Here is an 18,436-nt window from a genome sequence, read left to right as displayed (position 1 = left end):
TCAGCTGAAAAATGAAGGTTATTGTTCCACGTTTTCACGTTCTTTTTTAGCTGCCTCACGTTGTGCTTTTTCTTCTTCTCGAATAAGAGTAAGCTCCGTTTTGAGATCATCTAAAATCATTTCATAGGTCTGAGTTTTATCTTTTTTGAGTTGAATTTGAACGTAGATTTTACCAATTTGTTTTTGAATATTTTCTTCTGCTAGCTTCCGTTCATTTTCCAAAGAAGCAACTTTTTTCTTTGCCTCTTCAAGTTCTAAATCAATTTTTGTAAGATCTTTTTTTGCCATTTAATAGCCTCCTTTATTTAATGATTTTAGTGTAAGGGATAATGAGGTTTCTTGCATTAAGGGGACAAAGTAAAAACTCCCTAATTAAAACTAGGGAGCATCACATGTTAAAAATCTTTCTTCAGTACGCTTTCACCTGTTACAGTAAAAGCTGATTTTCGGCTGAGTTTGAGTTTAATTAGTTCGTGATAAAAGCCTGATTCCCCTTCCGAAATTCCGAAAGGGTGAACCGTAAAGACTGGATAATAGATGGTATCATCGTCTATAAAAGTACGTTCAGCTTCTTTTCCAAATGAAGCTGCTTTACAACCAATAGCTGTTATCACTTCTCTGTTCAAAAAGCTCAATTCGACAATATCTTGATACGGTTGTTTGATCACTTTTTGATTAATTTGTCGCATTCGTTTATCTGCATCTGCTTCAGCTGCATCCGTGTAAAAATTAATTTCTGGTGGCAAATCATCCGTTAGCTTTCGAATGCCCAAGTATTCTTTGTTGATGATATTTTTAAAGATATATCTCTTAAACAATATCGGCTGAAGAAATGTCACTAGAGTTTGAAAAATGGCACTCATAATCATGAATTTACATAAGTCAGTAACCAACTCCTCTGTAACTGTGTATTGTGCCGCATATTTAGTTCCTGCTACGAAAAATACCAATAATACACAAATATTTAGCACTGATTGAAAGCGTCTAGACTCTCGTGACCAAACCATCTGAATAAAATAAATAATAACTTTTGCCATGACAAAAAACTCTACAAGATTAACAGTCATAATGCGATAATCTTGTGGTAAATAATATGTCAGCGTTCCCGAAAACATAACTAAGAAGATAAAAAATTGAGCTTTAGCAATAAATACAATAAGCCAATTTAGAGCACAAAATAGTGAAAGTTTTAGACCTTTTTTGTTAAGTGATTTCCATTTTGAAGTGAGTTTTTTCATGTTGATTTCCTTTCTTTATTTCATCTCGACTGTTTCAATTGGGTTAGAAAATTCAAAGGTTCCATCTTTAATAGCAGTCTCTTTTTTCTCTAGGCTTTTAATCTTGACTTGAACCTTTTCAATATTTTGATTAGCTGTTTCGATGGACCTATTCTTAGTTTCAATGTTACTATCAATGGTAGCAATATCTTTCTGACTAGCTTCTAAATCATCACCAGATAGATATTCTGCTTCTTTGAGAAGACCCTCTTTACGAGAATTATCATCTTCGATTGAAGCCTTAAGCTGTTTGATTGAGTTATTTAATTTTTTGATCTGACTTGCTTGGAAGGTCTTCTCTTCTTTGATCTCTGATAAGGCAAATTCCTCACGAGAAACTGTCCTTATTTTTCTCTTCTTAAGCTGACTGTTTTGAGTCGTCACATAGAATTGAACAACATTAGCATCTCCCCTATCTTTTGTTTTAAATGGCTTCTTTTGATCATTTGAAGTACTGGAAACATCATTATCAATTGAGCTAGTGGAAACCGTCTTGTTCGTAATATCAATCGCATAGGCACCAAAATCCTTAGGTACGTTGCGAATAATGACTGAGATTTTATTGTCTACGATGGGGACAATCTCCATCGTGGTTTGACTGGTTTTCTTTTTAGCATAGAGGTTCCATTTGAGACGTTTTGTATCAATCCCACGATCGACTGGAGAGGTAGAATCTTTTGTCTCAAATTGAAGAACAATGATACCTGTTTCAGCAGAATAAGTCTGACTAGTCAGTTTAATTTCCCCTGTTCCATTTTCAAACGTCTGTTTTGTTTTTAGTTGTTCATCAGTATATGTTTGCCTCTGTGGAGAGTAAAAAGCCCCAAGTAATAAACTGATCCAAGCTGTAAAAATCACTGAAAATATGACCAGCTTTCGCTTAATAACATTCTCTTGAAACCACCTCTTCGTCCCTATAAATGGTTTAACAAAAGAGCTGGATTTTATCTTTTCAATCAAATTCTTCATAGTATCAATCATCAGTTGTACTTCCTTTCTATCATGCTTCTTCGTTAGCTGCCAACACCTTTTCTAAGTCAGTATTAGCCTCAATAAATTCCTGAGTCTTATGCCCTTTTTTACCAATATCATAATCATCTACTACCACCTCATATCTTTTTTCAAAAGATTTTTTAGTCATTTAAAGCCTCCTTGATACTACTCAGATCAGCGACTATCTGGCCATCTTTATCTTTAGTTGCATAATGATAAAGCTTAGATTTACCATCCCGTATTGTGACGAGAGTCGCTGCTTTGTCAACGTGGTATTTTTCAACCAATAACTGGCCATCTTTTGATTCGACATCAACGTAAAATGTCGGATAAGAACTCTTCTCAGTCACAGCAATAACTGCTTTCTTCCCTGCCTTACAATAAGGACAGCCATTACGATAAAAGACCAGATTAACATTTTGATTGACCGCAGCATCCACATAGACTTGTCCTGTAAGATGCTTATTATAATCTTTGACGACGTAAGTACTCCAGGTAGTCTGTATCCCAATAACTGTAAAAAGAATCACTACAACAGCAGCTAAGGTCCCCAAAAACAGTTTAGAAAACTCAAACCTATCAGTCATTATCCTTCACCTCCTAAAAACTCAAATAAATCACCTTGAACATAACTAACCTTGGCCAAGCGTTTCATCTCAGACCTTAATTTCTCAAAAGTAGTCATAACCAATTTAAAATGTAGGGGATCAAAGGCTTCATAAACACTAACCAGTGGCAACATAGGAAGATGGTCCTTCTTTTCACTCTGAAGAAACTCAAGAACCTGTTTCTCAGCTTCAATTACCCCATCTACTCTAATCAGTGCTGGTAGGCTTGTAATAGCTTCTAAATTCTGATAGAACGTTAGAGCAATATCACCCGCCTTCAGTGTTTCAAATTCAGGAAAAGTATCTGTGATTTTAAAATAATGAGCAGAAGGTTCTTGTCCTACTCCTGTTAAATAATAACCACGTACAATCTTAAAATTCTCCGTCATGTTCATCCTCCTCATCATCAATAAAGACACATTCAATTCTTTTCCTTTTTGTGGACATCAAGGCTGTTGCTTCCAGCCAATCTCTTTTAGTCTTTTTCACTTTCCATAGAGGAATACCAAATAGATATAGTCTTCCAACGTAAAGAATTTCATCCTTTTGTTTCATTACTACTTCCTTTCTAACAAACCTTATGAATCTTGAAAGGTGCCTGATAGAAATTTGGATAGTTCATCACCCTCTTAGTCTTCTGAAGAGGTAAAGGAATATGATAATGAACCTGCATGTACTGACAAGCTAATCCTCTACTCTTAAACACCAATATTTGTCCTTGATTATCATAAAGATAATCTCCATCTTCAAAGCTAAAAATAACGTATCCCATATAGTACCTCACTTTCTAAGCTGTTCCATAAGTGCTTAATAATCACTCTCTAACTCTCTATCATATTCATCTCTATAACGAATTTGATGGTTAGCATATAGCATTCCTATAAAATTAGCAAAGTGGAACTCCCCAATATACTAACTCCTAAAATAATTAAGATCATTTCCATTTCCGTACCCTCGATCTATTTTTCTTTCTAGTCGAATAGCTGCTAGTTTTATCTAGTCACTTTTTTAGCCCTACGTATCCTAGATATAAATGTAATGGCAATTTGCGGGTTTTATTTATTATCCAATGTCAACCTCAAATAAAGATAGTTGTTTAGCTTGTTTAAGCCCATTTTTAACACCCCCTATTACCTGTTTAGTAAATCCTAAGCTCTCTTCAAAGAAAGCAGCTATATTGGAAAAATAAGCCTCTTGATGCTCCTTTTTCACCTGAATAAGAGAAAGAACAATCGCTTTGACTGAAGCTAATCTAATGCCTCCACCTCGTCCAGATTTAACTACAAGGAAGATCTTACGATCAGCTTTTAGAGCTTTTAAGACTTTATCCAATGATCGCTCAGGAATGTTCAATTCTTCTCTGATAGCCTTCTTAGTAGTTTGGATGAATGGATCTTCTGACTGAAAGTAACCTTCCAAGTAAGCCATGATGTCTGCTTTCCACTCGTGAAGATGACTATTTTTGCGATCAGCACGTTTCTTTTTGAATTTGTACCAGCGCTGTTTGATAAATAAATCTGAATCCTTCAGACTCTCATTAACCCAAGCCTTACATAGTAATTTGATATAATCTCGACTGGCAGCTTCATATTTTTCTGAATAAGCCGAATGAATGACTTTCAGGAACTCGTCCTGAGAGAGCGGTTCGGCCAAGTGTTCATTGAAATCAGCTAAAACAGCCTCACAATCGCTCTGAGAGACACCACTTGAAAAGTTAGCCAATGCTAATGTGAAGAGAACATTGTTTCTTCCCATCAATGCTTTAGCACCTCTAATATTGGCTTCTCTCAGCAGCAAACCATACCAGGGTTCATCTACCTGTTTAACTCCTTCAGAACCTGAAATCACCGTTAGATTTGGCTTCTTACTTGGAAATGGTAGATCAGACTGTTTCATAGACCAATCTAACCACTCCTGGAATGAATAGATGTACTCTTCATGATAGAACTCAATGTTATCTGTCCGTGGCATACGAGCTATTCCAAAATGGTTGCACGTCATATCAACTGGCAAAGTTTGACCAAAATAGTTGCGTAAATTTTGAGAGATTGCCTTGGCCACTTTTACAACTTTATATTGAGAATGTGCCGTAACATAAGCTGGTTCTGTCAATACAAAGTAAGCCTGAAAACCTTTGTCTGATTTTAAAATCAGAGTTGGCATAAATCCCAGATCAATGGCAGCTGTTAAAATATCTCCAGAGGTCATCTCTTCAGCTGAAGAGGTAATATCAAAGTCGATATAAAAGGTGTTAATCTGTCTGAGATTATCTTCAGAGTGGCCACGTGTCACTCGACGTTTATCATCGCTATAGGTACCGAAACGATAGACGTTAGGTGTCCAGTGAGTGAAATGATCTTGATTTTCTTCAATAGCTTCTATCGATGTCAATACAAGGCCACGTGCCTTAATCATATTTGCTTTAGAACGATATCCGAAAATAGCCCCACGTTTTCCTTCCTCAGCTGAAGAGACTAGCTTTAAATGGCTATTCTTAAATTTGGTTTGTCTTAATCCGTCTTTGAGGATTAAACTATAAATATTAGTTAAATTCATCTTTTTCCTTTAATAGCTCCTCAGACATCAATTTTGATGTTTTTGCATGTGTGAGGCCTTGATAGAATGCCTCCACATCCATTTTAGCTCTCATACTTTTGGGAAGTGAGGAATTAGGTAAACAATAACCATATTGCAAGTCTTTTTTTAAGTAAAACTCAGGATTTGACGTTGTTACATAGTCGCTTCTCTTCCAATTCCTACGAAGACGAGTATTGAATAGGGATACCCTTGCTTCAATCTTTTTAAATCTGAAACCTAACTTCAAATATGTTGTAACGATTTCATGAACATGTTCTTTAGACTCTTTGTTTCTAACTCTGTTATGAACCGCTTGTTCCTCATCTTCTAATTTCAAGCTTTTCTGGTACTGAATATACAGCACTCTCATCTGTTCAATCTTATTTTGCCAATTAAGATTATAAGGTTTACCAGAGTACTTATTTACCAGGCTTTTAACAGATTTTTTGAACTTCATCTGAATAGAATCAAATTCTCCTAAGTCAGTTAAAGGATCAATAAAACCCATTGGCTCACTATTGATTAACTGATCATAAAATTCATTTCTAATCATTCTAGCCTCCTAGTTTTATTTTGTCTTAAGTACTATTTAAGATGTATTTACAAAGTTTATCTCATCAAATAAATTCATTTGATAAAATGTTACTTCTGGCTCCTGTTGAAGAGAAATAGAATCAGCAGTTTCTTCTGTTACATCTGAACTCGTTTCCTGATCATGGTCAATGACTTCATAAACTTCTAAAGTGTCTATATTCATCACAATTTCCAAACCCTTCATGGCAAGACTCCCTTCTTCATGAGATTTTAAACGAACAAAAAAGGAGAACAGATTTCTCCGTTCTCCTCATAAATACAGGATTATTTATTATTCTAAAAACTCTTACCACTTACTTAAAGGAATTCATCTCTCACCATCATCTTAGCTTCAAAACTGTGCTAGAATTTCAGATTTTGGAAAATCCTTTCATTCATAACGATCATAAAGCTTTGACACTACTTGTTCGAATGCTTCCAATTCCTCCCAATAATTCGTTGGGAGATTGCGAATTCTACTTAGATCATTTGGATCAAAATGATAGACCATATGGCGCAAAATTTGACATTCAATCCAGCGCACATCTTTTAGCTGTTCGATACTGACTGATTCCAGCCTTTCTAGATACTGACATAAATCCTCGAGTGCTTCCACACGAAAATCCTTCTCCTCATGCAAATAATATAAAAAACTCAAATGATCCGCTCTTCTATTCTCTTCTATTAGATTCCTTTCTTTCATCCCTACTCCTTTTATAAAAACGATTTACTCTGCAAAAGATAAAAACACTTTCCGTAGTGCTACGAAAAGTGTTCTGGTCTTACTTATAAAGGTAGCTAAAGAGAGCAATGGCAGCGATAGCAGCCAAGATTGGTGCTACAACTGGTACCCAAGCGTACCACCATTTTGAATCTCCCTTGTGTTCTCCTAGGACAGATTTTGGAAGGAAGGCGTGAAGCAAACGTGGACCAAGGTCACGAGCAGGGTTCAAACCAGGTCCTGTAGGACCACCAAGTGATGTCACCAAAGCCATAACGAGGAATCCAAGCGCCAAGTGAGCCACTCCTAAACCAGGAGCATCTGCTTGAGCCAAGGCCAATTTTGCTGCTGTTGAATTCGCATCAAAAATTCCACCTTGCTCAGTAGCAGCTCTTTGAGCTAAGCCAACAATCTCTGCACCGAAGAAGTGTTTTGTTAGACCAAGTGCACCGAAGAAAAGGACGAATGATCCAGCAAACTCGTTGATGAAACCGTTGATAGTTGCTGCTTTACGTGATTCTGGAGTTCCTTTATCCAAGCTAGAAATCGTTGAGAATGTTCCCAAGATATTGTTTGGATTCTCCGTTTGAAGGTAGTAAGGACGGTGAGTCGCAACGACAACCAATTGTCCAAACATGGCTCCAAGAATTTGAGCAACGACGTAGTATATAACATTTTCCCATGGGAAGAGTCCGCTAACTGCAAGACCAATCGTGAAAGCAGGGTTAATGTGGTTACCAGAAACGTTACCAAACATCAAAGCTGGAATCATAACACCCATTCCATACCCGATTGCAATCACAAGCCATCCACTCTGATGCCCCTTGGTACCCTTCAATTCAACGTTTGCAACAGCACCATTTCCTAAAATAATCAAGAAAGCTGTTGCAATAAATTCGGTCGCAACTTTAACCCAAAAATCAAATTGCATTTTTGAATAATCTCCTTATAAATAAAAATAATAATAATTTATTCTAACAGATTATTGAGGACTTGTAAATAAACCGAACATTATTTTTAAAAAATATATCTCAATCCCCTGATTCATCCTTTTCTATCCTTGTACTTTCTACACTTTCTATTTATCCCCGAATTATGATACAATAGGACTAGTTACACATCACAAAGGAGATCTCATGTCTGAAATCTATGACATTACCATTATTGGTGGTGGCCCTGTTGGGCTCTTTGCTGCCTTCTATGGCCATATGCGTCAAGTAAAAGTGAAATTGATTGATTCCCTTCCTCAACTAGGTGGTCAACCCGCTATTCTCTATCCTGAAAAACGAATCCTGGATGTCCCTGGTTTTACGAACTTAACCGGAGAAGAATTATCCCAACGGTTGATCGATCAATTAGAATCATTCGAGACCGACATTTGTCTGAACGAAACCGTTTTGGACATTCTTAAAAACGAGGATCACTTCCTCATTGAAACCAATAAAGACCAGCATTTCAGCCGTGCTGTCATTATTGCGATGGGTGGTGGTGCCTTTAAACCTCGTCCTTTAGAAGTGGATGGGGCTGAGGAATTTGAGAACGTTCACTACCATGTTTCAAATATCCAACAATATGCCGGCAAACAAGTTGCTATTCTAGGAGGAGGAGATTCAGCTGTCGATTGGGCCCTAGCCTTTGAAAAAATCGCACCGACAACTTTAGTCCATCGTCGTGATAATTTCCGTGCACTCGAACACAGCGTTGAAGAATTAAAGGCTTCTTCTGTCTCTATTCAAACTCCTTATGTTCCTAGCCGTTTAATTGGAGAAAATGGCCGTGCTAGCCATCTGGAAATTACCAAGGTTAAATCAGATGAAACCCAATTACTCCCCATCGATGAACTCTTTGTCAACTATGGCTTTAAATCATCCGTTGGGAAGTTGAAAGAATGGGGCTTGGACCTCCAACGCCATAAAATCCTCGTGAACCGCAAACAAGAGACCAGCCGAGAAGGCATTTACGCTTGCGGCGACTGTTGCTTCTACGAAGGAAAAATCGATTTGATTGCTACTGGTCTGGGCGAAGCTCCGACTGCAGTAAATAATGCCATTAATTACATTTATCCAGACAAGAAAGTTCAACCAGTCCATTCGACTAGTTTGTAAGAAAAAACCTTCGAATCAATGATTCAAAGGTTTTTTTCTTATAGTTCATCTAGCTCGTCTGCTATCTTATTGATTTTTCGCAAGCGATGGTTGACGCCACTTTTGGTTAAGGGAGTTTTCAGAGCATCCGCAATTTGCTGGATGGAATAGTCGGGATTCTGGATTCGAACATAGGCAACTTCCTGAAGCTCGACCGGAAGACCACCTAATCCAATGGTATCCATGATTTTAACGATATTGTTAATTGTCTTCATACTAGCTGTAACCGTACGTGCGATATTGGCCATTTCAGCATTATTGGCTCGATTGAGATCATTGCGTGCTTCTCGCATGACCTTGACAGACTCAAATTCTTCCAAAGCCTGCTTGGCTTCTACCAAGATGAGAAAATCAATAATATCCTCTGCCCGTTGCAAATAGGTGACGACTCCTTTTTTGCGTTCGATGGTCTTGGCATCTAACAAAAAGTGTTGCATGAGGTTGGCCAAGTCCTGGGCATGGTCAGAATAAACAGAGCTAATTTCTAATTGATAGCGACCAGACTCTGGATCCTTGATGGTCCCACTTGCTAGGAAAGCGCCTCTCAGATAAGCTCGACTCGCTTCATCTTCTTCTAAAATTCTTGGGTCAATCCCCGTCTCAATACCAAAGAAAGAATCTGCTAAGTGCAGGTCTGCAAGAATCTCTTCGACCTTTTCATCAATAGAAACGGTATAAACGCGATTCTTTTTCAAATTGGTTTTTTGGTGGTGACGAATGTCCGATTTGACCTGATAAAATTCTACAATCAATTCGTAGATATGGCGGGCAATCTTAGCATTCTCTGTGGTCAAAGACAAACTTAAGCCCCCCATACTTAGACCCAAACTACCTGACATCTTAATCAGAGCAGATAACTCACTTTTCTCAAAGCGGTGAAGGGTCAAGAGCTCTTCTTTTACTTTAATTGTAAAACTCATTTAATCACCTGTACAATTTGCATCAGTTCATCTACCACAGCTCCTCCATCATGGAAGGCGCCACCATTTTCCAGACGAAGGAAATTAGAGGAAATGACCCGGGGAACCTGCGATTTTAGACCTGCAAAATCGTGTTCTACCTGAACCAGGTATTCATCAAAGCGATTCGTGTCCATATATTCTTGAGGGACTTTTTCAATATTGACCAAAACAGTATCAATAAACGGCTTCTTCAAGTGTTTATGAAGGACGGATACATGGTCACTATCGGTAAAGTGTTCTGTCTCCCCACGTTGGGTCATGATATTGCAGACATAAGCGACCTCTGCTTTTGTTTCAAGCAAGGCCTGACCAATTTCTTCGATCACTAGATTAGGAAGAATCGATGTAAAGAGTGATCCTGGTCCTAAAATCACCATATCACTTTCTAAAATCGCATCTACTACTTTTCGACTCGCTTTCGGCGTCTCATCATTATAGGTATTGGTGACATAAACATAATCGATCATGCCCTCATGATGGGCGATTTCACTCTCACCAGCCACCTCTGACCCATCCGTAAAGACAGCATGAAGGGTTAATGGTGTATCACTAGAAGGATAGATTTTTCCTGTCGTATGGAAAAACTTGGTCAGTAGTTGCATGGCATTGTAGGTTGACCCCTGCATTTCAGAAATCCCTGCAATAATCAAATTCCCTAGAGGGTGCCCAGCTAGTGGTCCATCGTCTTCCGCAAAACGATATTGAAAGACTTTTTCATAAAAGCGAGGCATGTCTGACATCGCTACTAGCACATTTCGCAAGTCGCCCGGTGGTGTCAATTGATGAATATTTTTTCGAAGTTCACCAGAACTACCACCATCATCCGCTACTGTTACGATAGCTGTAATTTCAACATCTTTTTTTCGAAGGCTGTCCAAAATGACGGAAATCCCTGTACCGCCTCCGATGACGGTCATCTTTGGTTTTCTCATGAGCGATTCACCGTTTCTTTCCGTCGGTCTTTGTCGCGATGACTCATATTCACCGTCCAATCTTTCGCTAGATCCCGTCCAAGACGAGCTGCAAAGGCTACTGAACGGTGTTGACCACCTGTACAGCCCACTGCAATCGTCAAAACAGATTTCCCTTCTCGCTTGTATGCAGGCAAGATAGGAGCAATCAAATCGTAGAGATGGCGATAAAACTCCTCTGATTCTTGATGGTCCATGACATAGTTATAGACATCATCATCCAAGCCCGTTTGATTCCGTAGCTCTGGTTTGTAATAAGGATTTGGTAGGAAACGAACATCAAAGACCAAGTCCGCATCTAAAGGTAAACCATACTTAAAACCAAAGGACATGACTTCAATCCGAAACTCAGGCTGACTATCTTGTCTGGAGAACTGTTCAGCAATCACTTTTCGAAGATTACGAGGAGTTAATTCCGTCGTATCAATGACATTTTGGCTCATGTTTTTGAGCGGAGCCAAAAGTTCCCGTTCCAACGTAATCCCATCCAAGACACGCCCATCCGCAGCCAGTGGGTGACTCCGACGAGTCTCTTTATAGCGCGCAACCAATTCACTGTCGGTCGCATCCAAAAAGAGAATTTTAAAATCAATTCCTTCGTGGTTCTCTAATTCGTCCAAAATGGAGCGAATTTCTGCGAAGAAAGACCGGCTCCGCATATCCACAACGAGAGCCAACTTATTGTTGTCCATCGACAATTGAATCAGCTCAATAAATTTCGGCAAGAGAGCTGGTGGCATATTGTCGATGGTGAAATAGCCCATATCTTCAAAGGATTGAATGGCTACAGTCTTTCCTGCACCACTCATTCCTGTCACAATGACCAGTTGAATTGTTTTATCTGTATCTGTCATCCTAATCACCTTTTCCTTACAAAAAAGGAGGAGACCATCATCTTTCCAGTTGGTCAGTCGATGGCTCTCACTCCAGCATTCTTATTTCCCGAATGCATTCCTCTATTCAGACTATACTTCTGCAATGACTTCAATTTCAACTTTGACGTCGCGTGGCAACCGAGCCACTTCTACTGCAGAACGTGCTGGAAATTCACTTGAAAATGCTGTTTTGTAGACCTCGTTAAAAGGTACAAAATCATTCATATCACTTAAGAAACAGGTTGTTTTAACCACGTGATCAAAGTCCGTTCCAGCTTCCTCAAGGATAGCAGCAATATTCCTCAATACTTGTTGGGTTTGTTCTTGGATGGTTTCTCCAACAATTTCACCTGTTTCTGGTGAAAGCGGAACTTGCCCACTTGCAAATAAGAGATTGCCCACAATTTTTCCTTGAACATAAGGTCCAATTGCTGCTGGTGCTTTGTCTGTGTGAATTGTTTTTGCCATTTTTTTCTCCTGATTCCTAATTTTCACTGGATGTTGCTAATTTTTCCCGTTCTAACCGTAACTTACGATTGGGATTCAGCTTATTAAAGAGTTCTTCCAATTTTTCTGCATTCCAAACGTCTGCAGCAGAGACAAAATTTCCATCTTTATCACGAAAGGATATAGGTTTATCTCCCATCTTCTTCTCCTCTTTACATCTAACTAGTCAACAAATTCAAATTCAAATTTACCGATCCGAACGATATCTCCGTCTTTGGCTCCACGCGCACGAAGGGCTTCATCGACACCCATTCCACGCAATTGACGCGCAAATTTCATGACAGACTCGTCGCGATCAAAATTGGTCATATTGAAGAGCTTCTCTAGCTTATCACCAGACAAGATCCAAGAAGCATCATCATCACGATTGATCTCGAAGGCTGGTTGGTCCTCATCAAAGCCGTAGTAAACTTCTTCTTGCGCCATATCTTCTTCCGTATAGAGCAAGAATTCTGGTGTTTTGTCTAACAAGTCTGCTGTTGCTTCTAACAAGTTGTCCAAACCTTGATGCGCCAAACTAGAGATCGGGAAGATCTGTGGCAGTTCATCAAACTCATCGTAATTGGCGGCCAATTTTTTCTTGAACTCTTTCAAATTTTCCTGGCTCTCTGGCATATCCATCTTATTCGCCACGATAATCTGCGGACGTTCCATCAAGCGAAGATTATAGGTTTCAAGCTCTTTATTGATTTGAACATAATCTTCATAAGGATCGCGTCCTTCACTGGCTGACATATCGATGACATGCAAGATGACACGGGTGCGCTCGATGTGGCGAAGGAACTGAGTCCCCAGTCCAACCCCTTGGCTAGCCCCTTCAATCAATCCAGGAAGGTCTGCGACTGCAAAGGATTCACCTGACGGCGTCCGAACCATGCCCAAGTTTGGAACGATGGTTGTGAAGTGATAAGCTCCAATCTTTGGTTTGGCTGAAGTAATGACACTGAGAAGGGTCGATTTCCCAACAGAAGGGAAGCCTACCAAACCAACATCTGCCAAAACCTTGAGTTCTAATTCGAGTTCGCGTTCCTGACCCGGTTCCCCATTTTCTGAAATCTCAGGTGCTGGATTTTTAGGAGTTGCAAAACGGATATTCCCGCGTCCTCCACGCCCTCCATGGGCAACAATGTACTCTTGCCCATTTTCAACCAAGTCGGTAATGACCTTTCCTGTCTCAGCATCTCGGACTGTCGTTCCTTGGGGCACTCGTACATAGAGATCTTCTGCTCCCCGTCCGTGCATCCCTTTGGTCATTCCTTTTTCCCCATTTTGGGCTTTGAAATGCCGGTTATAGCGGAAGTCCATCAGCGTGCGCAAGCCTTCGTCTACAACGAAGATGACATTGCCTCCGCGTCCACCATCGCCTCCCCAAGGACCGCCATTGGGAACATACTTTTCACGGCGAAAGGCCACCATGCCATCACCGCCATTTCCAGCCTTGACCTTAATCTTGGCTGTATCTAAAAACATACTCATAGTTTATCGTTTTCCTTTTATAACCAAGTATCACTTGGTAGTCCCTTAGTAGGATAGTGCACCCAAAGCTGCAGCAAAGATTGCTCCAACCGTTACAATCAACATAATTACAATGACCAACATAGTCAATTTTTCAAAGAAAGTTTTTTTGCGTTTTCCGTTGTCTCCAAAAGCCACGTTTTTTACCTCAATTACAATAAATTCATTAGCCCTATTTTACCACGAATAAGGGCATTTTTCAAACATCCACCTCTAGACGTAAGGGTAGCTTTGGAGGAAATAAATTTTTCAACCTCCACACTTGTTCAAATCCCTTTTCATCTAACTAACAAAAAAGACTGGAAAATTCCAGCCTTTTAATAACGAGTATTATTTGGTTAGCTTCTTAGAGCGTAACACAGTAAAGCCAACCGCACAGCCCAAGATACCGACCAGGAAGATAACAGGCGTCATCTTCTCACCCGTACGAGGAAGGACTTTTTTCTTCCCAGTTTTTGGAATATCATTGCTTTCTATTGTAGTCGGATCGGAAGGTTTTGAGGTCGTTGATGAACTTGGCGAACTTGGTGTCGTAGATGATTCTGGTGTGGTTGTTGAACTTGAAGTCGGTGGCGTTTGTTTTTTCTCACCTAATCCTTCTCCAGAACCTGTTTCCAATCTCACTTCTCGTGTTAAGCTACGTGGCTCAGGGAAATTGGTTGCTGTCCATGTCAAGGTATTATGAACCAAATCGCCAACTTTTGTACCAGGAGCAACTTTGGTAGAGTATTCAATGTACATTGGCCAATTGTAGTTATCCCCAAAGTCAATAGTAAATCCTGTGATCTGACCAGCTTCATTCTTGTCGAAGACAGCTTTTTTACTGAAATTATCTAAAACTGGCAGACTTAAAATATGTGCTTCATTTCTAATGCCACCTTCTACTGGACTAAAGCGAACCGCACGGAAACTACCTTCTACCAGTGTCAAACCATCTCCAAATTGATCCTTAATGACCATGCCACGAAGGATATCTTGACGGGCATTTAAGATAATCCGCCATTTTACAATCGTTGGATCTGTTTGGTCTTGGTAGCCATATTTCATTTCATAGTCACCAGCTTGGCCATCTGTTTTTTCGTAGTTTAATGAAAAATCTGTATTACCAAATTTAAAGGTCAGTGGGGATGTTTTGGTAACAACTTCTGGATCAACTTTCACATCAAAACGTAAAGAAACGCGTTTATTGAGGGGGTGTGAAGCAAAGTAATCGTTAAATGTAACCGTTACGGTCTTGTTTGCCGAATTGACAACAGCTTTCCCGACTGTCTGACCATTTGTTTGGCCTTCTTCTACCACATCAAATTCTAGAGCTGTATAGAAGGTTAATTCTTTAGGCAAAGACAAGGTCAGGGTGTCTCCTGCTTGAATGGATTGTGTATCTGGAAAGGCTACATTGATGGTAGCTGACAATTTTTCATTTGATAAGACTGTAGTTCCATTGGTTACTACTTGGTTGTCCTTGCTTAGGCTTGCTGTTTGCGTATAAGACAGGACTTCTGACGCCTGAATCGTTTGCACAAAAGCCTTCGAAAAGAGGACAGTAGCAACAAGGGCTAGAGACCACATCATTCGACGTAAATATTTCATATTGACCTCCTCAACTCTCACTTTGGAGAGTTTACTTCTTTATTTAGTCTTCAAGACCAATTTCATCTTTGACTACAGCAGCAATTGTATCCACATAGTAATCCACTTCTTCATCAGTCGGAGCTTCTGCCATAACACGAAGAAGAGGTTCAGTACCACTTGGACGCACTAAGATACGGCCATTCCCAGCCATTTCAGCTTCCATTTTTTCAATAATTGCACGAATAGCAGGAACTTCCATCGCCTTATCTTTCATGCTGTTTTCAACACGGATATTGACCAATTTTTGAGGATAGATGGTGACTTCTGATGCAAGGTCTGATAATGTACGACCAGTTTCTTGCATAATCTTGGTCAATTGAACGGCACTCATCTGACCATCTCCAGTAGTATTGTAGTCCATGACAATCACGTGACCAGACTGTTCACCACCTAGATTGTAACCAGACTTCCGCATCTCTTCAACTACATAGCGGTCTCCGACAGCAGTCACAACCTTGTTAATACCCTTGGCATCCAGGGCTTTATGGAAGCCAAGATTGGACATGACGGTCGTTACGATGGTGTTATCTTTTAAGAGACCCTTCTCAGAAAGGTAGGTCCCAATAATGTACATGATTTTATCACCATCGACCAGATCGCCATTTTCATCAACTGCAATCAAACGGTCACTATCACCATCAAAAGCCAAACCAATAGCCGCACCAGATTCTCTGACAGCCTCTTGCAAAGCCTCAGGATGGGTCGAGCCTACTTGGTCATTGATATTGAGACCATTTGGGCTTTCTCCAATAACTGTCAAACGTGCTCCCAAGTCAGCAAAGACTTGACGGGCACTTGTAGATGCTGAACCATTCGCAGCATCCAGAGCCACGTGCATTCCTTCAAGCTGGGTTCCAGTTGAAACTAAGTATTCTTGATACTTACGAAGTCCTTCTGGATAATCCATCACTGTTCCAAGACCTTCCGCACTAGGACGAGGAAGAGTATCAGACTCCGCGTCCAATAAGGCTTCAATCTCTAATTCACGGTCATCATCCAGTTTATAGCCGTCATTCCCAAAGAATTTAATCCCATTGTCTAGAGCTGGATTGTGGCTGGCAGAAATCATGACCCCAGCACTTGCCCCTTCAGAACGAACCAAATAAGCTACACCTGGTGTCGCGATCACACCGAGTTTGTATACTTTAATCCCTACAGATAAGAGACCCGCAACAAGCGCACTTTCCAACATTTCACCAGAAATACGAGTGTCTCGTCCTACGAAAACAAGTGGCGTTTCTTTTTCATGTTGACTGAGGACATACCCTCCGTATCGACCGAGCTTAAAGGCCAACTCTGGTGTCAATTCGACGTTTGCTTCTCCACGGACTCCGTCCGTTCCAAAATATTTACCCATTATGATAATCCTTTCGATGAATCTTTATTAATTGCTATTATTTGATGAGGAACTGGATGACGACGAGCTAGAACTTGTCTGTTTCAACTCAACCTTCATGTATAGTTCTGATGGAGAGATGATGACTGGTAAATCATTTCCCTCGCTATCGACCGCCTTTAAGGAGACGGTTGCCGTGTAGGTATTGTTTAAAAGATCTCCTTCAGGGAAGATGGCTTCTACATGATCAACTTTGGCTAAAGTGTCCTGGTCGCTAGTGACAGAGACCTTATCTTCAGAAAAAGTAACATGTGAGAGACTCCAACCTGGGGCAATTTGTTTGTCTGGTATCGTGACTGAAACATCAAACTTTTTCGTCTTTTTCTTACCAATTTTTGCAGTGACTGTTTGAGGCTCGATGGTTGCAGTTAAACCGGAAGGTAAGCCTTCCACCTTTAAGGTGATTTCATGCTGGCCCTCTTTCAAATTGCTCAGATCGGCTACCACTTTAAATTTACGAGTACTAGCCTGCATTTCTGATGCTAAAGCGACACGATTGGACCCTTTCAGAAAGACGGTCACTTCTGAGCTAATCCCACTGACAAAATATTTACTATCGTTGTATTTTACATCAATCGGAATATTGGTAAGAGTATTGGTATAAGTTTCAGAGCTCACTTGGCGTGCACTACTGTTATTCTGGAAATTAACAGAGGTTGCATTGATGAATAAGAGACTTGAGAAAAAGACGGAGGTCACAATGTAGGCAATTTTTCTTTTTGGAATCATTTAATACGTCCTCCAAAAATTCTTGATTTCAAATCTTTTTTCCCTTGATCTTCTGGAATAATGAAGGAACGCAACTCTTGTTCGAATTCTTCGATACTAAGATCGTGTCTAAAGCTCCCATTTCTCGTGATAGAAATCCCACCCGTTTCTTCCGAAACAACAAAGGTGAAGGCATCACTTACCTCAGACAAGCCGATGGCTGCCCGGTGCCGTGTACCGAACTCTTTTGAAATTCCCGTGCTTTCTGTTAAGGGAAGATAGGCACAAGATACAGCAATTTTATCATTGGTAACAATCACAGCCCCATCATGAAGTGGGGTGTTGGGGATAAAAATATTGATCAATAGTTCACCTGATACATCTGCATCAAGGGGAATACCTGTGGATATGTATTCTTGAAGGGTTCTACTTCCTTGTATCGCAACCAAGGCCCCAATCTTCCGAGGGCTCATATAGGCAACTGCTTTTACATAAGATTGAACCAATTTTTCTTCTGTACTAATCTGGTTGGTTGAGAAAAATTCAGTGGCTCGACCTAATCGTTCTAATCCAGTCCGAATTTCCGGAGAGAAAATCACTACCGTAGCAATGACCCCGTAGGTGATGATTTGGTTGATCAACCAAGAAATGGTCGTTAAACCAATCATATTGGCAATTAACTCAAATAAGAAAAAGGTCAAGACACCACGCACCAAAATCATAATTTTAGTGCCGACAATGGCTTTGATAAAATAATACAATAACCAAGCCACTAGGGCAATGTCAATAAGGTTGACAACCACACTCCAGGGAGTGGGAAATAAACTGGCCCAATACTGGGGATTTGACAGTTGTTGGATGTTCACGATCTCATACCTACCACTTCTCTTCTAGGCTTATCGAACGGCTAACAAATTGTAGAATCTTACTAGCAACAGCAAGGCTTCTATCAAAAGGATAGCGCGTTCAAACCACTC

25 protein-coding genes are annotated in these 18,436 nt (G+C 40.0%); 1 reads left to right on the top strand and 24 read right to left on the bottom strand.

All coding sequences use genetic code 11. From position 1 onward, the window contains the following. Positions 1 to 18: 18 nt before the first annotated feature. From AC3E8G_RS02525 to gla, 13 genes are all read right to left on the bottom strand, one after another. The gene (locus tag AC3E8G_RS02525; protein ID WP_001074439.1) at positions 19 to 288 is read right to left on the bottom strand and encodes a hypothetical protein; all 270 of its coding nucleotides are present in this window, start codon (positions 286 to 288) and stop codon (positions 19 to 21) included. A gap of 107 nt (positions 289 to 395) precedes the next feature. Beyond that, on the bottom strand, positions 396 to 1,238 hold the full coding sequence (locus AC3E8G_RS02520) for a hypothetical protein (RefSeq protein WP_490676941.1): 843 nt from the start codon (positions 1,236 to 1,238) through the stop codon (positions 396 to 398). Between the two features lie 15 nt (positions 1,239 to 1,253). Continuing rightward, on the bottom strand, positions 1,254 to 2,258 hold the full coding sequence (locus AC3E8G_RS02515) for a hypothetical protein (protein WP_490676940.1): 1,005 nt from the start codon (positions 2,256 to 2,258) through the stop codon (positions 1,254 to 1,256). A gap of 19 nt (positions 2,259 to 2,277) precedes the next feature. Further along, positions 2,278 to 2,418 carry a hypothetical protein gene (locus tag AC3E8G_RS02510; RefSeq protein ID WP_490676939.1) on the bottom strand — a complete coding sequence of 47 codons (141 nt, stop codon included), beginning with the start codon at positions 2,416 to 2,418 and terminating at the stop codon, positions 2,278 to 2,280. After that, positions 2,411 to 2,857, bottom strand: coding sequence for a thioredoxin (locus tag AC3E8G_RS02505; protein WP_490676938.1), 447 nt, complete (start codon positions 2,855 to 2,857; stop codon positions 2,411 to 2,413). Before AC3E8G_RS02505 ends, AC3E8G_RS02510 begins: the two co-directional genes overlap by 8 nt. After that, the gene (locus AC3E8G_RS02500) at positions 2,857 to 3,267 is read right to left on the bottom strand and encodes a hypothetical protein (protein ID WP_490676937.1); all 411 of its coding nucleotides are present in this window, start codon (positions 3,265 to 3,267) and stop codon (positions 2,857 to 2,859) included. Before AC3E8G_RS02500 ends, AC3E8G_RS02505 begins: the two co-directional genes overlap by 1 nt. Continuing rightward, positions 3,251 to 3,433 carry a hypothetical protein gene (locus AC3E8G_RS02495; RefSeq protein WP_490676936.1) on the bottom strand — a complete coding sequence of 61 codons (183 nt, stop codon included), beginning with the start codon at positions 3,431 to 3,433 and terminating at the stop codon, positions 3,251 to 3,253. Before AC3E8G_RS02495 ends, AC3E8G_RS02500 begins: the two co-directional genes overlap by 17 nt. A gap of 13 nt (positions 3,434 to 3,446) precedes the next feature. Then, on the bottom strand, positions 3,447 to 3,650 hold the full coding sequence (locus AC3E8G_RS02490) for a hypothetical protein (RefSeq protein ID WP_490676935.1): 204 nt from the start codon (positions 3,648 to 3,650) through the stop codon (positions 3,447 to 3,449). Positions 3,651 to 3,940: 290 nt separating this feature from the next. Next, on the bottom strand, positions 3,941 to 5,434 hold the full coding sequence (locus AC3E8G_RS02485; RefSeq protein WP_490676934.1) for a primase C-terminal domain-containing protein: 1,494 nt from the start codon (positions 5,432 to 5,434) through the stop codon (positions 3,941 to 3,943). Beyond that, positions 5,421 to 6,008 carry a modification methylase Sau96I gene (locus AC3E8G_RS02480; RefSeq protein ID WP_490676933.1) on the bottom strand — a complete coding sequence of 196 codons (588 nt, stop codon included), beginning with the start codon at positions 6,006 to 6,008 and terminating at the stop codon, positions 5,421 to 5,423. Before AC3E8G_RS02480 ends, AC3E8G_RS02485 begins: the two co-directional genes overlap by 14 nt. Positions 6,009 to 6,044: 36 nt before the next feature. Then, on the bottom strand, positions 6,045 to 6,233 hold the full coding sequence (locus tag AC3E8G_RS02475) for a hypothetical protein (RefSeq protein ID WP_490676931.1): 189 nt from the start codon (positions 6,231 to 6,233) through the stop codon (positions 6,045 to 6,047). Between the two features lie 186 nt (positions 6,234 to 6,419). Next, positions 6,420 to 6,731: a hypothetical protein gene (locus AC3E8G_RS02470; protein ID WP_490676930.1), complete on the bottom strand. Its 312-nt coding sequence runs from the start codon at positions 6,729 to 6,731 to the stop codon at positions 6,420 to 6,422. A gap of 79 nt (positions 6,732 to 6,810) precedes the next feature. Then, positions 6,811 to 7,680, bottom strand: a complete 870-nt coding sequence (gene gla / locus AC3E8G_RS02465) for an aquaglyceroporin Gla (RefSeq protein WP_490676929.1) — start codon at positions 7,678 to 7,680, stop codon at positions 6,811 to 6,813. Between the two features lie 205 nt (positions 7,681 to 7,885). Between gla and AC3E8G_RS02460 the strand changes: the two genes are divergently transcribed. Further along, positions 7,886 to 8,854, top strand: coding sequence for an NAD(P)/FAD-dependent oxidoreductase (locus tag AC3E8G_RS02460; protein WP_490676928.1), 969 nt, complete (start codon positions 7,886 to 7,888; stop codon positions 8,852 to 8,854). A gap of 38 nt (positions 8,855 to 8,892) precedes the next feature. Here AC3E8G_RS02460 and whiA read toward each other — a convergent pair whose 3' ends face one another. From whiA to cdaA, 11 genes are all read right to left on the bottom strand, one after another. After that, positions 8,893 to 9,813 carry a DNA-binding protein WhiA gene (gene whiA, locus AC3E8G_RS02455; RefSeq protein ID WP_048689373.1) on the bottom strand — a complete coding sequence of 307 codons (921 nt, stop codon included), beginning with the start codon at positions 9,811 to 9,813 and terminating at the stop codon, positions 8,893 to 8,895. After that, a complete protein-coding gene (locus tag AC3E8G_RS02450; protein ID WP_414286106.1) occupies positions 9,810 to 10,787 on the bottom strand; it encodes a YvcK family protein in 978 nt (325 codons plus the stop codon). Before AC3E8G_RS02450 ends, whiA begins: the two co-directional genes overlap by 4 nt. After that, positions 10,784 to 11,680, bottom strand: coding sequence for an RNase adapter RapZ (rapZ, locus tag AC3E8G_RS02445; protein WP_272078778.1), 897 nt, complete (start codon positions 11,678 to 11,680; stop codon positions 10,784 to 10,786). Before rapZ ends, AC3E8G_RS02450 begins: the two co-directional genes overlap by 4 nt. Positions 11,681 to 11,791: 111 nt before the next feature. Beyond that, positions 11,792 to 12,169, bottom strand: coding sequence for a RidA family protein (locus tag AC3E8G_RS02440; RefSeq protein ID WP_490676927.1), 378 nt, complete (start codon positions 12,167 to 12,169; stop codon positions 11,792 to 11,794). Positions 12,170 to 12,185: 16 nt separating this feature from the next. Continuing rightward, positions 12,186 to 12,347 (bottom strand): hypothetical protein, encoded by a 162-nt coding sequence (locus AC3E8G_RS02435; RefSeq protein WP_048717230.1) that lies wholly within the window; start codon positions 12,345 to 12,347, stop codon positions 12,186 to 12,188. Positions 12,348 to 12,370: 23 nt separating this feature from the next. After that, positions 12,371 to 13,684, bottom strand: a complete 1,314-nt coding sequence (obgE, locus tag AC3E8G_RS02430) for a GTPase ObgE (RefSeq protein WP_129268828.1) — start codon at positions 13,682 to 13,684, stop codon at positions 12,371 to 12,373. A 45-nt stretch (positions 13,685 to 13,729) separates the two neighbouring features. Then, a complete protein-coding gene (locus AC3E8G_RS02425; RefSeq protein WP_006596603.1) occupies positions 13,730 to 13,861 on the bottom strand; it encodes a DUF4044 domain-containing protein in 132 nt (43 codons plus the stop codon). Positions 13,862 to 14,053: 192 nt separating this feature from the next. Further along, positions 14,054 to 15,313 carry an Ig-like domain-containing protein gene (locus AC3E8G_RS02420; RefSeq protein ID WP_490676925.1) on the bottom strand — a complete coding sequence of 420 codons (1,260 nt, stop codon included), beginning with the start codon at positions 15,311 to 15,313 and terminating at the stop codon, positions 14,054 to 14,056. Positions 15,314 to 15,356: 43 nt separating this feature from the next. Further along, positions 15,357 to 16,712: a phosphoglucosamine mutase gene (gene glmM, locus AC3E8G_RS02415; protein ID WP_154858475.1), complete on the bottom strand. Its 1,356-nt coding sequence runs from the start codon at positions 16,710 to 16,712 to the stop codon at positions 15,357 to 15,359. A 27-nt stretch (positions 16,713 to 16,739) separates the two neighbouring features. After that, positions 16,740 to 17,480 (bottom strand): CdaR family protein, encoded by a 741-nt coding sequence (locus AC3E8G_RS02410; protein WP_154858477.1) that lies wholly within the window; start codon positions 17,478 to 17,480, stop codon positions 16,740 to 16,742. Beyond that, positions 17,477 to 18,325, bottom strand: a complete 849-nt coding sequence (gene cdaA / locus AC3E8G_RS02405) for a diadenylate cyclase CdaA (protein WP_154858479.1) — start codon at positions 18,323 to 18,325, stop codon at positions 17,477 to 17,479. The genes AC3E8G_RS02410 and cdaA overlap by 4 nt, the downstream gene beginning before the upstream one ends. Positions 18,326 to 18,436: the final 111 nt, after the last annotated feature.

This window comes from Streptococcus sp. SCPM-O-B-15294 (M123) (genome assembly GCF_058200455.1).
This window is presented reverse-complemented; position numbering and strand designations above follow the sequence as displayed.

Coding starts and splice junctions, on each gene's coding strand:
- AC3E8G_RS02525 (WP_001074439.1), bottom strand. CDS start 288: ATGGCAAAAAAAGATCTTACAAAAATTGATTTAGAACTTGAAGAGGCA.
- AC3E8G_RS02520 (WP_490676941.1), bottom strand. CDS start 1,238: ATGAAAAAACTCACTTCAAAATGGAAATCACTTAACAAAAAAGGTCTA.
- AC3E8G_RS02515 (WP_490676940.1), bottom strand. CDS start 2,258: ATGATTGATACTATGAAGAATTTGATTGAAAAGATAAAATCCAGCTCT.
- AC3E8G_RS02510 (WP_490676939.1), bottom strand. CDS start 2,418: ATGACTAAAAAATCTTTTGAAAAAAGATATGAGGTGGTAGTAGATGAT.
- AC3E8G_RS02505 (WP_490676938.1), bottom strand. CDS start 2,857: ATGACTGATAGGTTTGAGTTTTCTAAACTGTTTTTGGGGACCTTAGCT.
- AC3E8G_RS02500 (WP_490676937.1), bottom strand. CDS start 3,267: ATGACGGAGAATTTTAAGATTGTACGTGGTTATTATTTAACAGGAGTA.
- AC3E8G_RS02495 (WP_490676936.1), bottom strand. CDS start 3,433: ATGAAACAAAAGGATGAAATTCTTTACGTTGGAAGACTATATCTATTT.
- AC3E8G_RS02490 (WP_490676935.1), bottom strand. CDS start 3,650: ATGGGATACGTTATTTTTAGCTTTGAAGATGGAGATTATCTTTATGAT.
- AC3E8G_RS02485 (WP_490676934.1), bottom strand. CDS start 5,434: ATGAATTTAACTAATATTTATAGTTTAATCCTCAAAGACGGATTAAGA.
- AC3E8G_RS02480 (WP_490676933.1), bottom strand. CDS start 6,008: ATGATTAGAAATGAATTTTATGATCAGTTAATCAATAGTGAGCCAATG.
- AC3E8G_RS02475 (WP_490676931.1), bottom strand. CDS start 6,233: ATGAAGGGTTTGGAAATTGTGATGAATATAGACACTTTAGAAGTTTAT.
- AC3E8G_RS02470 (WP_490676930.1), bottom strand. CDS start 6,731: ATGAAAGAAAGGAATCTAATAGAAGAGAATAGAAGAGCGGATCATTTG.
- gla (WP_490676929.1), bottom strand. CDS start 7,680: ATGCAATTTGATTTTTGGGTTAAAGTTGCGACCGAATTTATTGCAACA.
- AC3E8G_RS02460 (WP_490676928.1), top strand. CDS start 7,886: ATGTCTGAAATCTATGACATTACCATTATTGGTGGTGGCCCTGTTGGG.
- whiA (WP_048689373.1), bottom strand. CDS start 9,813: ATGAGTTTTACAATTAAAGTAAAAGAAGAGCTCTTGACCCTTCACCGC.
- AC3E8G_RS02450 (WP_414286106.1), bottom strand. CDS start 10,787: ATGAGAAAACCAAAGATGACCGTCATCGGAGGCGGTACAGGGATTTCC.
- rapZ (WP_272078778.1), bottom strand. CDS start 11,680: ATGACAGATACAGATAAAACAATTCAACTGGTCATTGTGACAGGAATG.
- AC3E8G_RS02440 (WP_490676927.1), bottom strand. CDS start 12,169: ATGGCAAAAACAATTCACACAGACAAAGCACCAGCAGCAATTGGACCT.
- AC3E8G_RS02435 (WP_048717230.1), bottom strand. CDS start 12,347: ATGGGAGATAAACCTATATCCTTTCGTGATAAAGATGGAAATTTTGTC.
- obgE (WP_129268828.1), bottom strand. CDS start 13,684: ATGAGTATGTTTTTAGATACAGCCAAGATTAAGGTCAAGGCTGGAAAT.
- AC3E8G_RS02420 (WP_490676925.1), bottom strand. CDS start 15,313: ATGAAATATTTACGTCGAATGATGTGGTCTCTAGCCCTTGTTGCTACT.
- glmM (WP_154858475.1), bottom strand. CDS start 16,712: ATGGGTAAATATTTTGGAACGGACGGAGTCCGTGGAGAAGCAAACGTC.
- AC3E8G_RS02410 (WP_154858477.1), bottom strand. CDS start 17,480: ATGATTCCAAAAAGAAAAATTGCCTACATTGTGACCTCCGTCTTTTTC.